Source organism: Cohnella fermenti (assembly GCF_004801405.1).
Classification (GTDB): Bacteria; Bacillota; Bacilli; order Paenibacillales; family Paenibacillaceae; genus Cohnella; species Cohnella fermenti.
In genome coordinates this window covers 24,326-37,423 of record NZ_SSOB01000031.1, presented here as the reverse complement: position 1 = coordinate 37,423, position 13,098 = coordinate 24,326, and the positions used below count along the sequence as shown (strand labels likewise).

Here is a 13,098-nt window from a genome sequence, read left to right as displayed (position 1 = left end):
TTGTTTTGTTCTTCGACGTTATCCGATAATTGCCAACGCCGTTCCTACATGTCGCGGACATTCCTGCACATAATACTTGTACCAACCGCAAGGAGGTGAACAACAATGGGTGCAGGATCCCGCAGCAACACGCTGGTCGTCCCTCAAGCGATCGGCGCGCTGGACCAACTGAAGTACGAAGTGGCGCAGGAACTCGGTATCGCGATTCCTCAAGACGGTTACTATGGCAACATGGTAACCCGCGACACAGGCTCGATCGGTGGACAAATCACCAAACGTCTGGTTCAGATCGCCGAGCAGCAACTTGCCGGTCAATTCAAGTAACAATCCGCATTCTTCATGAAGGGCCTTGAAGCCATGCCGGCTTCAAGGTTCTTCTCATTGCGGACTGACGGCTGTCGAGCTTAGAATGAGTCCTTATGAACTTCCTGATACTTGTTGTAATAATACAGAACCTTCTTCACGTAATGCCTCGTCTCGCCGTACGGAATATCCGCGATTCGCTTCTCGGACCCGTCCCATACCTGCTCCGCGACCCATGTCTTCACCTTGCCGGGACCGGCGTTGTAAGCGGCCAGGCTCAAGTTCAGGTTGCCGTCGAACTGTCGCAGCAGCTCCTGTATGTACCACGTTCCGACCCGGATGCCCGCCTCGGGATTGCGGCCGATATCTTCGATCGTGATCGCCCCGAAGTCTTCCTTCTCGAGAATCCAACGCGCCGTCTCCGGCATGACCTGCATAATTCCCAATGCACCCTTCGGAGATACCGCTCCCGCCTTGTAATTCGATTCTACACGGATGACGGCGGCGATCAGCTTCGGATCGATCTGATACCGATCGGCGCTTCGCTGAATTTCATCCTTATAATATATCGGATAAATCGTTCTGCCAAGCCACTCCGATTGGTAAAACAGCAGTCCGACAACGACAAGGAACAGGAGAAGCACCAACCTTCTTCTGCGCTTGGCATGTCCCTTCCTCATCGAAGTCCGCGCTCCTGCCAGAAGGAATCGAGCTGCCGGATCGTATCCTCCAGGCTTCCCGAGTTGTCGATCACGTCATCCGCCCGCCTTCGCTTCTCCTCGATGTCCATCTGGGCGCCCAAGCGGCGGCTTGCCGCCTCCGCAGTCAGCCCATCCCTCTCCATCAGCCGAGCGAGTTGGAGCTCCCTTGGCACGTACACGACCATCACTCTGTGAAAAAGAGGTTCGAGCCCCGATTCGTACAAGAGAGGAACGTCGACCACAACGAGACGCTTCGGGTCCTCACGCTCGAAGGCGGCCATCTTGTCCTTCATGACGGCGCGAATCGCCGGATGGGTAATCTGCTCCAGAGCCGCGCGTTCGGCGGGGTCGGAGAACACGATCTCCCCGAGCCTCTTGCGGTTCAGCGTTCCGTCCTCCAGCAGGACGGCTTGTCCGAACCGCTCTGCGATCCGGCGAAGAGGAGCTTGCCCGGGCTCGACGACCTCCCGGGCAATTCGATCCGCATCCACAAGGGCTGCGCCTCGTTCCACGAGCAGCCGGCTGACGGTGCTCTTGCCGGTGGCGATCCCACCGGTCAATCCCATATTCATGCTCGGCACCTCGACTTTGTCTATAACAGCTTCATAATTCCCATAACGATAAGAATAATGCCGGGAAGCACGCTTAAGCGCCTTACCCATCGCATTCCCGCCACCAGAAAACCTACCCTCATTCCAAGCCAGAGGAACAGGCCGCTTGTCGTTGCGATCAGCAAGGCGGTAACGAGCGGCGGATATCCGACAAGCGCGGCTCCGATCCCGGCCCCGAACGCATCGAGCGACAGCGCGATTCCGAGAAGGAACGCTTCTCCCGTCGTTATGATGCCCGAGCGGTCCACGTCGGCGACGGAAGGGGTGCGCAGAATCTGAACGATGATGCCCAATCTTCGAATCTCCAGCGTAATCAGAGCGCGCTTCTGGGCGGACCGCGGCACCGGAGCCTCCTTCGGCTCCTCGTTCCCGCTCTCTTCTCCGTCCTGCCCGCGATTGCGGATGAAGCGCAGCAGCGCCCAGCCTCCGATCGCAATCAGGATGATCGCCCCAAGCGCCGACGCCCCGTCCGGGGACAGCCAGGATGAGAGCGCAACGCCGACCAGCATCGACAGCAGAATGACGAGTCCCGAACAGATAGAGATGATCAGGACCGAGACGACGGGAATCCGGATCTTGCGCAAGCCGTACGTAATTCCGACTCCGAAGCCGTCCAGGCTGACCGCCATGGACAGCAGGATAAGGGATAACATGCCGTATGGGTGCATCGGGCGTTCCTCCTGCATACATGAAGCCTCGGCCGGTCGCGGCGCCTTGCGCCGCTGCGGCTCTGTTCCATCCTATGCAGATTCCGGCCTTCTTGCCCCCTCGGCGTCAGCGTGCTTGGCCCGAAGAAGCCTTCTTCCCGCCCGTCGGCATTCCGTCCAGCCTTCTCTTCACCGCATTGTTCTGAGTCAAGCGCTTCGCGGCGCCGGTTCCGGCCAGCGGCTTCGGCGGCTTCTGGCACTTCGGGCACACATGGGTGCCTCGGCCTCCGAGCACGAACTTCACGATCTCGCCGCCGCACCTGCGGCAGGCCTCCCCGGTTCGTCCGTATGCTCTTAGCTTATGCTGGAACATGCCCATCTCGCCCTGTCCGTTCACATAAGATTTAATGGAGGAACCGCCGGCTTCGACCGCCGAGCGGAGCGTGGACACGATCGCTTCATGCAGCCGCTTCCGCTCGGAACGGCTCAGGCCGTCGGCCGTCCTCTCGGGATGAATGCCCGCCTCGTGAAGCGCCTCGTCGACGTAGATATTGCCAAGTCCGACGATGACCTCCTGGTTCAAGAGCAGCGGCTTGATCTTGGTGGTCCGACGTTCGATCGCGCGCGCGAACGCATCGGCAGTGAACGCCTCGTCGAGCGGCTCGAGCCCGAGCTTCTTCAGCGGGGCGGACCGCAGCTCCATCCCCGGCTCGAACAAGTGCATCGTTCCGAATTGGCGAACGTCCTTGTATCGCAGCGCGGTTCCATCCGTAAAGTGGAAAATAACATGAGTATGAACTTCGACGGGCTCTTCCTCCCGGTAAAGCCCGTATCGCCCTTCCATTCGCAGGTGAGACACGAGAACGATTCCGTCGAGGAGCAAGCGGATAAACTTCCCTCTTCTCTCCACTCCAAGGAAGGTTCGCCCCTCGAGCAGGGCAGCGAACAATTGCGGATCGTCGGGCTTCTGAATAATTCGGGGCAAGCTTACCGTCACTCGCCCGATCGTCTTCCCGACGATAAGGCTATTCAAGGTGCGGCATACCGTCTCGACCTCCGGCAACTCCGGCATCGCTGTTCCCCTCTCTTTCTCTCTCTTGACTTTTTGCTTATCCTATTAATTATAACGCATAGAAGCGGCCTGAACCACCCGGTTCAGGCCGCAAGACGGCAATGCCTTTATTTGGCTTCATACCAATTCGTGCCGACATTGACGTCCGCCTTCAGCGGGACATCGAGCGGGAACGCCTCGGCCATGATGGCAGGCACGATCGCCTTCATCGTCTCAAGCTCCTCCGGCGGCACCTCGAACACAAGTTCGTCATGCACCTGAAGCAGCATTCGGCTTCTAAGCTTCCGCGACTTGAGCGCTTCGTCCATTCTCACCATCGCGAACTTGATAATGTCGGCGGCCGTTCCTTGGATCGGCGTATTCATCGCCGTGCGTTCGGCGAACGAACGCAGATTGAAGTTCGACGCCTTGATGTCCGGCAGGTAGCGGCGGCGCCCGAGCAGCGTCGTCACGTAGCCGTCCCGGCGCGCCTGCTCCTTGATGTCGTCCATGTATCTCCGGACGCCGGGGAACGCGCTCAGGTACTGCTCGATGAAGTCGCCCGCTTCCTTCCGCGTAATGTTCAGATTCTGCGACAAGCCGTAATCGCTGATGCCGTAGACGATGCCGAAGTTGACCGCCTTCGCCTGCCGGCGCATATTCGAATCGACCTGCTCCGGCGTCACTCCGAACACGTCCATCGCCGTCTTCGTATGGATATCCATCTCGTTGCGGAACGCTTCCTTCAGTCCCTCGTCTCCCGAGATATGCGCAAGAACGCGCAGCTCGATCTGCGAGTAGTCCGCCGCGAGAATAAGCCAGCCGGCTTCCGAAGGGACGAACGCCTTCCGGATCTGCCGCCCTTCCTCAAGCCGAATCGGGATGTTCTGCAGGTTCGGGAACTGGCTGCTGAGCCGTCCCGTCGCGGCGATCGTCTGGCGGAAGAAGGTGTGGATCTTCCCGTCCTCCGGCCGAATTTCCTTCAGCAGCCCTTCGATATAGGTCGATTGCAGCTTCGTCAGCGTTCGGTAATTCAGAATAAGCTGCACGATCTCATGATACGGAGCGAGACGCTCGAGCACCTCCGCATCGGTCGAGTAGCCCGTCTTCGTCTTGCGGCCGGAAGGCAGTCCGAGCTTGTCGAACAGCACTTCGCCGAGCTGCTTGGTCGAGCCGATGTTGAATTCCATGCCGGCATGGCGGTGGACGCTCGCCATCATGCTCTCGATGCCGACCTGGAACTCCTTGCCGAGCTCCTCCAGCGCTTCCGCCTTCGTCGTAATGCCGAGCTTCTCCATTCCGGCAAGAATAACGGCGAGCGGCTGCTCCAGCTCATAGTAGAGCGTCCGCATCCCGCTCTCGTCCAGCTCCTCCGCCAGCGGCTTCGCGAGGCGCCGAACCGCACCGGCCTTCGCCGCCAGATGCGCGCGCAGGGCATCCGGCCCCGGCAGCCTGAACTTGGCTCCCTTGCCGTATACCGCCTCGTCCGGCGGGATCGTCCGCAGCCCGTGGCGCTGAAGCAGCCCCGCCAGGGAAGGGTCCGCCTCGGTCGGGTCGAGCAGGTAAGCGGCAAGCTGCACGTCGAACTGCTGGCCGCGCAGCACGATGCCGGACCGCGCCAGCACCAGCTCCGCGCGGTGGAGATCGTACCCCGTCTTGGCCGCGCCCTCGTCGGCCAGCCACTCGCGCAGCTTGGCCGCCTCCGGGCCTGTCAATTGCTCGTACGACACAATGTAGCTTCGTTCCGGCGTCGCCACCGCAAGCGCGATGCCTTCGCTCTGATGCGGATTGTCCCCGTGCGACTCGACAATGACAAGATCCGCCGCCTGCAAATCTCCGTTCAGCTTGGCCCAAGCCGCCTCGTTCTCAACGGCCTGGTACACAAGAAGCTCGGCGGGTTCCGCCTCCGCTCCCGATCCCCCGGCCGCCCCCGTTCCGGCGGCATACAAGTCCAGCCGCTCGATCAGCGACTTGAACTCGAGCTTCCGCAAGCCGGCGGCCAGCTTGTCCGCCTCGTAGCCGCTCCATGCCAACTGCTCCCACGTCCAGTCCATCGGAACCTCGCGGAAGATCGTCGCCAGCTTCTTGCTCATCCGCGCGGAATCGGCGTGGCTGCGCACATTGTCGCCGACCTTGCCCTTGATCTCGTCCGCATGCTCCAGAACGTTCTCCACCGTGCCGTAGTCGGCGAGCAGCTTCAGCGCCGTCTTCGGACCGATTCCGGGAATGCCGGGAATGTTGTCGGACGTATCGCCCATAAGCCCCTTGAGATCGATGATCTGATTCGGCGTCAGGCCGTCGTATTGCCTCGCAATCTCGTCCGGGGTGAACCGCTCGACCTCGCTCACTCCCTTGCGCGTCAGCAGCACCGTGACGCCGTCCGAAGCAAGCTGGAGCATGTCCTTGTCCCCGGAGACGATGGTTGCCGTCTGCCCTTGTTCCTCCGCCAACCTTGCGAGCGTGCCTATAATGTCATCGGCTTCATAGCCGGGAAGCTCGAACTGCCGAATGGAGAACGCCCCGATCAATTCCTTGAGCAGCGGGAACTGCTCCGACAGCTCCGGCGGCGTCTTCTGGCGGCCGCCCTTGTACTCCGCATACCCTTCGTGGCGGAACGTGATCTTGCCGGCATCGAAGGCGACCAGCAGGTGGGTCGGCTTCTCCTCCTCGATTACCTTAAGAAGCATCGTCGTGAAGCCGAATACCGCGTTCGTATGCAGCCCGCTGCTGTTCGTCAGCGGCGGCATCGCATAGAACGCCCGGTTCACGATGCTGTTCCCGTCGATGAGCAGCACTTTCTGCTTGTCGGTTTCCATTCGATCAACGACCACCTTGTCCGGTAACTTTTTTCCAACGTTATCATACCACATCGGGACGGACGAGGCGATTCGGGAGAGACCCGATGCCGCCGCATTCTCCCTCCGTCCCTCGCCCCCGATACCCGGCTCAGCCCCCCGCTCCAACCTTGTATCCCGCCCCGCTCCCTGCCACCCGACTCCCGGGTCCGAATGGAACAACAACCGCCAGGGCTGATCGCCCGGACGGCTGCTCTCGTAACCCTTGCTCCAACGACTCACGCGATTTTATGCGATTTTTCACATTCGTTGGCCCGGATTCGGATGAATCGAGGCCTTTTATGTGAATTTTCGCATATATCCAGCATTTCTATCCGGAAATGCCGCTACGAATGCGATTTTTCACATTCAATGCGCCTCAAGGCCCCTTCGCCCCGCGAACGAATGTGATTTATCACATAAAATGGGTCGAGCGGCCGCTCATCTCGCTCCATCGACCGCTCTCTTCTCGCATCTCGGCCGTCCGCCTCACTCCGCCGACCGCTCCGCCCGCCTCTCGCCTCATCGCTCCGCACCGTCGATTGCGGACGTTCTCCGCCCCGGACCAGGCTCGTCATGCTTGTCCCATTGCCCATGCCCTCGCCCGTCGTCTTCACGCCGTCTCCGCCTGCCATCTCGACGATCAGCCCGCCATCCCGCCGTCTCCGCCTGCCATCTCGACGATCAGCCCGTCTTCCCCCGCCTCTGCCTGCAGTCTCGACCGATCAGCCCGCCATCCCGCCGTCTCCGCCTGCCATCTCGACGATCAGCCCGCCATCCCGCCGTCTCCGCCTGCCGTCTCGCCCGATCAGCTCGCCATCCCGCCGTCTCCTCCTGCCGTCTCGCCCGATCCGCCGTGCGCCCCGCCATCCGACTTCTTCGGACTCGACAGGAACCAGCCGCACACCGCGATGACGACAAGCACGATGTAGAACGTCGCCTTCCACGCGCCGCTCTCCGCGAATTCGTGCGACAGCACGTGCACGTTCTCGTGGGCGAGCGTGTGAACCGCCAGCTTCACGCCGACCCAGCCGACGATGACGAACGCGGCCGCCTCCAGCGACGGCCGGGAGTGCAGCAGCTTCACGAAGAAGTTCGCCGCGAAGCGCATCAGCACGAGGCCGATGAAGCCGCCCAGGAACACGACGATGAACTGCCCGCCGTCCATGCCGCCGATCGCGCGGATGCCGCTCGGAGGCAGCGCGACGGCCAGCGCGACGGCCGCGAGAATCGAATCGATCGCGAACGCGATGTCCGCGATCTCGACCTTGATGACGGTCGCCCAGAAGCCGCTCTTCTTGCCTTCCCCGGCCGCCGCGACCTCGTCCTCCGTCTTGCCCCTTCTGCGCACGAACTTGACGAGGTTGCTCACCGCGATATAGAGCAGATACAGTGCGCCGAGCGCCTGCACCTGCCAGACGTCGACCAGCAGCGAGATGATGAACAGCGACGCGAGCCGGAACACGAATGCTCCCGCAAGTCCGTAGAACAGCGCCTTCTTGCGTTTTTTCTCATCGAGATGCTTGACCATAACCGCGAGTACAAGCGCGTTGTCCGCGGCGAGCAGACCTTCGAGGGCAACCAGAACGACCAGCACCCACGCGTACTCCAAGAACAATGACATATCCATACCAATTCCTCCTTCTGTAGCTTGTGTGCGAACCTGGAATCTATGCAAAAAGACCTTTACCAAAGAAGCTAGGATTGTCCGCTCCGGACGCCTAACATTCATTGGTAAAGGTCTCGCTAACAATGGTTAGATTGCCAACAAAGCCGGGGATTCTCATCCCGTATTGACGACTTTGCTGTAGCAGCTACTCCCCTTTAACGGGTATGCAATTGTACAATTGTCTACTGGTTCAGATCCGGCCGCTTCCCGACAACGAGGAAGACGACGCTCTCGCCGATGTTCGTCGCATGGTCGGCGATTCTCTCGATATAGCGTCCGACGAAGCTCAGGTGCATCGTCTGGGCGACCGACTTCGGCTGTTCCGCCATGTACGTGAACGTCTCGCGCAGGAACTGCGAATACATCGCGTCGACCTGGTCGTCGTCCTTGGCCATCTTGTATGCGAGATCGACATTCTCGTCGATGTACGATTGGATCGATTCCATAATCATCGTCCGCACGATAAAGGCAATCTGCGGAAGCTCGCCGATCGACTTCAGCAGCGGCTGCCCATCCAGCCGAATGACGACCTTCGCTATATCTACGGACAAATCTCCCATGCGTTCCAAATCCGAAGAAATTTTCAGCGCGACGAGAATCCGGCGAAGATCCTTCGCCACCGGCTGCTGCGTTGCGATCAGCTTCGCGCCGAGATCCGAGATATTCTCCTCGATCCGGTTGATGTTCGGGTCGTCCTTCACGATCGCCCGCGCCGCCTCCGTGTCGAGCGTCTCCAGAGCGTTCATCGCGTCCGCGAGCGCCCGCTCCACCTTCGTGCCCATCTCGACCAGCATATTGCGAAGCTGTTCGAGACCGATATCGAATTCCCTGCGTGTCACCATTGCCCTGCAACCCCCTTAACCGAATCTGCCCGAGATATAATCTTCCGTTCGCTGATCGACCGGATTGGAGAAGAGCATCTGCGTATCTGCGCTCTCCACCACCTCGCCGTTTAGGAAAAACACCGTACGATCCGAGATTCTGGCTGCCTGGTGCATGTTGTGCGTGACCATGACGATCGTGTAGTTCCGACACAGCTCGCGCGTCAGCTCTTCGATCTTCGTCGTCGAGATCGGGTCGAGCGCCGATGTCGATTCGTCCATGAGCAGAATCTCCGGCTCGATCGCCAGCGCCCGCGCGATGCACAGACGCTGCTGCTGCCCGCCAGAGAGGCTCCAGGCCGACTTCTTCAGCACGTCCTTCACTTCGTTCCACAGAGATGCGGACCGCAGGCTCTTCTCGACGATCGCATCCAGCTCCGACTTCTTGCCCACCCCGTGCAGGCGCGGACCGTAGGCCACGTTGTCATAGATCGACTTCGGGAACGGATTCGGCTGCTGGAATACCATGCCGACCCGCTTGCGCAAGTATTCCACTTCCAGCTCCGAGGAATAGATGTCCTTCCCCTGAAGCTCGACCTTCCCCTCGATCCGCACGCCGGGAATCGTATCGTTCATCCGGTTCAGCGTGCGCAGCAGCGTCGACTTCCCGCAGCCGGACGGGCCGATGAAGGCGGTCACGCTTTTCTCCGGAATGGACAGGTTCACATCCTTCAGCGCGTGGAACTCGGTATAGAACAGGTGCAGCTTCTCAATCTCGATAATCATGGGGCTCCTCCTTCCGCGGCTTAGCCGAAGCGGCCCGAGATGTAATCGTCGGTCGACTTCTTGCTTGGATTCGTAAACATCTTCTGCGTATCGTCGTATTCAATCAGGTCCCCGAGGAAAAAAAACGCGGTGCGATCCGAGACGCGGGCGGCCTGCTGCATGTTGTGCGTAACGATAACGATGGTGTAGTCCTTCTTCAGCTCCGAGATCAGCTCTTCGATCTTCGCCGTCGATACCGGATCAAGCGCCGAAGCCGGCTCATCCATCAGCAGAATGTTCGGCTGGACCGCCAAGGAACGGGCGATGCACAGACGCTGCTGCTGGCCTCCGGACAGCGCCAGCCCCGATTGGCTCAGCCGGTCCTTCACCTCGTCCCACAGCGCCGTCTTGCGCAGGCACGTCTCGACGATCTCGTCCAACTGCTTGCGCCCCTTGACGCCGTGATAACGGGGGCCGAAGGCGATATTCTCGTAGATCGACTTATGGAACGGGTTCGGCTTCTGCCACACCATGCCGATTCGTTGGCGGAGACGGACAACGTCGGTGTGCGGGTCGCAGATGTTCTTGTCCCCGATCCAGACCTCTCCTTCGATGCGCGCGCCGGAGATCAGATCGTTCATCCGGTTAAGCGAGCGAAGGAATGTCGACTTGCCGCAGCCCGAAGGGCCGATCAGGGCGGTGACGCTCCGTTCCTCGAAGTCCATGCTGACCTTCTTGACCGCTTGCTTCTCGCCGTAGAAGACCGACAGGTTGTTCGTAGATAATCCTTGTGCCGACATTCGTTATCCCTCCTACTTGCTCGCGGTCAGCTTGCGATACACGACGCGGCCGAACCAGCGGGCGCCGAGATTAAACAGAAGAACCATAATGACGAGAACGGCGGAAGCTCCTGCCGCAATCTCGGGAGCGTCGGGAGCGAGCCCTTCGCTGTTGATCTTCCAGATGTGAACCGCCAGCGTCTCGGCGGGGCGCATCGGGTTGAGCGGCGAAGTCGGGCTCAGCGGGTTCCAGTTCGTGAAGTCGAGGCGCGGCGAGCTCATGCCGGCCGTGAACAGCAGTGCCGCCGCTTCGCCGAACACGCGGCCGGCCGCGAGAATCGAACCGGTCACGATGGAAGGAAGCGCGACGGGAATCATGATCGAGGAGATCGTCTTCCAGCGGGACAGGCCGAGGGCAAGCCCGGCTTCCTTCTGCTCCTTCGGCACGTTCCGAAGCGACTGCTCCGTGAGGCGGACCATCATCGGCAGATTGAACACCGTAAGCGCCAGGGCGCCGGACAGCAAGGAATAGCCGAAGCCGAACGTGTTGACGATAACAAGCAAGCCGAACAGGCCGATGACGATGGACGGGAAGGAGCTCAGCACCTCGACGATGAGGCGGATAAACGCCGTCAGCTTGTTGTCCTTCGCGTATTCGCTCATGTAGATGCCCGCGCCGATGCCGAGCGGCACCGTGATGATCATCGTCAGCACGAGCAGGAACAGCGAGTTGAACAGTTGCGGCCCGATGCCTCCGCCCACCTTGATCGCCTGAGGCGCCGAGGTCAGGAAGTCGAAGCTGATATGCTTAAGCCCGCGAACGAGCAGGTAGCCGAGCAAGGCGGCCAGTACGAGCATGATGAATCCCGCGACGCAGATAATAATGGCGGTCGCAATCCGATCGACAGTCTTGGCTCTCATCGTTTGACTCTCCTCTCCAGCATGCGGACAACGAAGACGAACAGGAACGTCATCAGCAGCAGAATAAGCGCGAGACTCCACAGCGCATTATTGTGCAGCGAGCCGCTTGTCGTGTTCCCCATCTCAAGCGTGATGATGCTCGTCAGCGTCGTCGCCGACTCGAAGAGCGAGCGAGGAATGTGAGGAGCGTTGCCGATAACCATCTGCACCGCGAGCGCTTCGCCGAAGGCGCGGGCGATGCCGAGCACGACGCCGGTGAGCAGCGACGGAAGCGCCGTCGGCAGAATCAAGCGGTAGATCGTCTGCCAGCGCGTGGCTCCGAGCGCGTACGAGCCTTCCTTGAGGCCGCTCGGCAAGCTGCGAAGCGCATCCGTTCCGATGGTCGTGACGGTCGGAAGAATCATGACCGACAGAACGATGGCCCCGGCCAGAATGCCGATCCCTTGGCCCGGGAACACGTCGCGCAGGAACGGAACGACGACGGACAGGCCGACGAAGCCGTAGACGACGGACGGAATGCCCGCCAGCAGCTCGATGGCCGGCTGGAGCGCCGTCCTGCCGAACTTGGGCATGATCTCCGTCATGAAGATGGAGGCGCAGAAGCCGAGCGGAGCGGCGATCAGGGCAGCCAGAACGGAGGTGACGAAGGAACCGAACAGGAACGGGAGCGCCCCGAAGAGCGGCGGGTTGCCTTCCGGCTTCCACTTCAGGCCGAACAGCATATCCTTCACGCTAACCCCTTGCGAGATAAACGGCGTTAAGCCGCGCGAAGCGATAAAAAAGACGATAGAGAAGATCGTCACAACCATCAGAAGCACGCAGAAGTAGACGAACGCGCGTCCTCTTGCTTCCTCTATAACGTGTTTTCCCCATTTTCCAGACTTGCCTGGGGGACCGCCCTGTTTATTCGTAACGGGTAAGTTCATGCGCGCCACTCCTTTAACGGCAAGGAGAGGCGCACTGGTCGTCCGCCTCTCGCCGCAATAGATCGGTTGATCTTCCGGGGGTAATCTTATTCGGTTGCTAACCTAAATTACTTGTTCGTTACGTTGCCTTCCGCATCGCGGTCAACCTTCATCGAGGAGACCGGCACGAAGCCTTGCTCGACAACGTCGCCGTTCTGAACGGCATCGCTCATGATGTAGTCGAGGTACGCCTTGGCCGCCGCGCTCGGCTCGCCCTTCGTGTACATGTGCTCGTATGCCCATACCGGATAGGCGTTCGTCGTTACGTTGTCGGTCGTCGGCTCAACGCCTTCGTAATTCAAGGCGACGATGGAATCGTCCAGGTAGGAGAGCGCCAGGTAGCCGATTGCTCCCGGAGTTTCCGCGACGAGCTTCTTAACCGTACCGGAGGAATCTTCTTGAATGGAGCCTTGCAGGTCTTCCGTCTTCGTTCCCAGAGCGAATGCTTCGAACGTAGCGCGCGTACCGGAGCTCGACGGACGGTTGACGATGACGATCGCTTGATCCGCTCCGCCGACATCCTTCCAGTTCGTTGCCTTGCCGGTGAAAATATCAACCAGTTGCTGCTTCGTCAGGTTGTCGACGCCGACATCCTTGTGAACGACTGCAGCCATCGCGACAACAGCTACCTTATGATCGATCAGCTCGGCCGACTTGTCGGCATCCAGCTTCTCTTCCGCGAAGATATCGGAGTTGCCGATGTCCGCTTGTCCGTCGGATACTTGCGAGAGGCCCGTTCCGCTGCCGCCGGCTTGAACCGTGACGGAGACGTTCTTGTACGCATCTTCGGCCATGAACTTGTCGGCTACGCCTTGAGCGAGAGGCTGAAGGGCGGAGGAACCGACGGCGATCACTTGGCCGCTGACGGCCGCGCCGGAAGAACTGTTATTGGAGCCCGCGTTGGAGTTGTTGTCGTTGTTGCCGCATGCGGCAAGCGAGAACGCGAAGGCAAGAGCGAGCGTCGTGAGCAATGTTTTTTTCATTTTCATTTCGAAGAAATCCCCTTTCATTTGGACAACCTATTTTTTTTG

General features: G+C 60.0%; 13 protein-coding genes. 1 reads left to right on the top strand and 12 read right to left on the bottom strand.

Annotated elements, in window-relative coordinates; genetic code table 11:
* The first annotated feature begins 105 nt into the window (after positions 1-105).
* Positions 106-324: an alpha/beta-type small acid-soluble spore protein gene (locus tag E6C55_RS21765; protein ID WP_136371928.1), complete on the top strand. Its 219-nt coding sequence runs from the start codon at positions 106-108 to the stop codon at positions 322-324.
* An 80-nt stretch (positions 325-404) separates the two neighbouring features.
* On the opposite strand, the gene E6C55_RS21760 is transcribed toward E6C55_RS21765, so the two are convergent.
* The 12 genes from E6C55_RS21760 to E6C55_RS21705 form a co-directional block, all read right to left on the bottom strand.
* Entirely contained in the window at positions 405-983 is a 579-nt protein-coding gene (locus E6C55_RS21760; RefSeq protein WP_136371927.1) for a lytic transglycosylase domain-containing protein, read from the bottom strand.
* A complete protein-coding gene (gene coaE / locus E6C55_RS21755) occupies positions 980-1,576 on the bottom strand; it encodes a dephospho-CoA kinase (protein ID WP_136371926.1) in 597 nt (198 codons plus the stop codon). The genes E6C55_RS21760 and coaE overlap by 4 nt, the downstream gene beginning before the upstream one ends.
* 20 nt (positions 1,577-1,596) lie before the next feature.
* Positions 1,597-2,283, bottom strand: coding sequence for a sporulation membrane protein YtaF (ytaF, locus tag E6C55_RS21750; RefSeq protein ID WP_136371925.1), 687 nt, complete (start codon positions 2,281-2,283; stop codon positions 1,597-1,599).
* 106 nt (positions 2,284-2,389) lie between these two features.
* Entirely contained in the window at positions 2,390-3,334 is a 945-nt protein-coding gene (gene mutM, locus E6C55_RS21745; RefSeq protein ID WP_136371924.1) for a DNA-formamidopyrimidine glycosylase, read from the bottom strand.
* Between the two features lie 107 nt (positions 3,335-3,441).
* Positions 3,442-6,129 (bottom strand): DNA polymerase I, encoded by a 2,688-nt coding sequence (polA, locus tag E6C55_RS21740; RefSeq protein ID WP_136371923.1) that lies wholly within the window; start codon positions 6,127-6,129, stop codon positions 3,442-3,444.
* 826 nt (positions 6,130-6,955) lie between these two features.
* Positions 6,956-7,777: a TerC family protein gene (locus E6C55_RS21735; protein ID WP_211093627.1), complete on the bottom strand. Its 822-nt coding sequence runs from the start codon at positions 7,775-7,777 to the stop codon at positions 6,956-6,958.
* A 221-nt stretch (positions 7,778-7,998) separates the two neighbouring features.
* The gene (phoU, locus tag E6C55_RS21730; RefSeq protein ID WP_136371922.1) at positions 7,999-8,658 is read right to left on the bottom strand and encodes a phosphate signaling complex protein PhoU; all 660 of its coding nucleotides are present in this window, start codon (positions 8,656-8,658) and stop codon (positions 7,999-8,001) included.
* Between the two features lie 15 nt (positions 8,659-8,673).
* The gene (gene pstB, locus E6C55_RS21725) at positions 8,674-9,423 is read right to left on the bottom strand and encodes a phosphate ABC transporter ATP-binding protein PstB (RefSeq protein ID WP_136371921.1); all 750 of its coding nucleotides are present in this window, start codon (positions 9,421-9,423) and stop codon (positions 8,674-8,676) included.
* A gap of 20 nt (positions 9,424-9,443) precedes the next feature.
* Entirely contained in the window at positions 9,444-10,202 is a 759-nt protein-coding gene (gene pstB, locus E6C55_RS21720; protein ID WP_136371920.1) for a phosphate ABC transporter ATP-binding protein PstB, read from the bottom strand.
* A 12-nt stretch (positions 10,203-10,214) separates the two neighbouring features.
* Positions 10,215-11,102, bottom strand: coding sequence for a phosphate ABC transporter permease PstA (pstA, locus tag E6C55_RS21715; protein ID WP_136371919.1), 888 nt, complete (start codon positions 11,100-11,102; stop codon positions 10,215-10,217).
* Positions 11,099-12,028 carry a phosphate ABC transporter permease subunit PstC gene (gene pstC, locus E6C55_RS21710; RefSeq protein WP_136371918.1) on the bottom strand — a complete coding sequence of 310 codons (930 nt, stop codon included), beginning with the start codon at positions 12,026-12,028 and terminating at the stop codon, positions 11,099-11,101. The genes pstA and pstC overlap by 4 nt, the downstream gene beginning before the upstream one ends.
* Before the next feature lie 107 nt (positions 12,029-12,135).
* Positions 12,136-13,050: a phosphate ABC transporter substrate-binding protein gene (locus tag E6C55_RS21705; RefSeq protein WP_136371969.1), complete on the bottom strand. Its 915-nt coding sequence runs from the start codon at positions 13,048-13,050 to the stop codon at positions 12,136-12,138.
* Between the last annotated feature and the right edge of the window lie 48 nt (positions 13,051-13,098).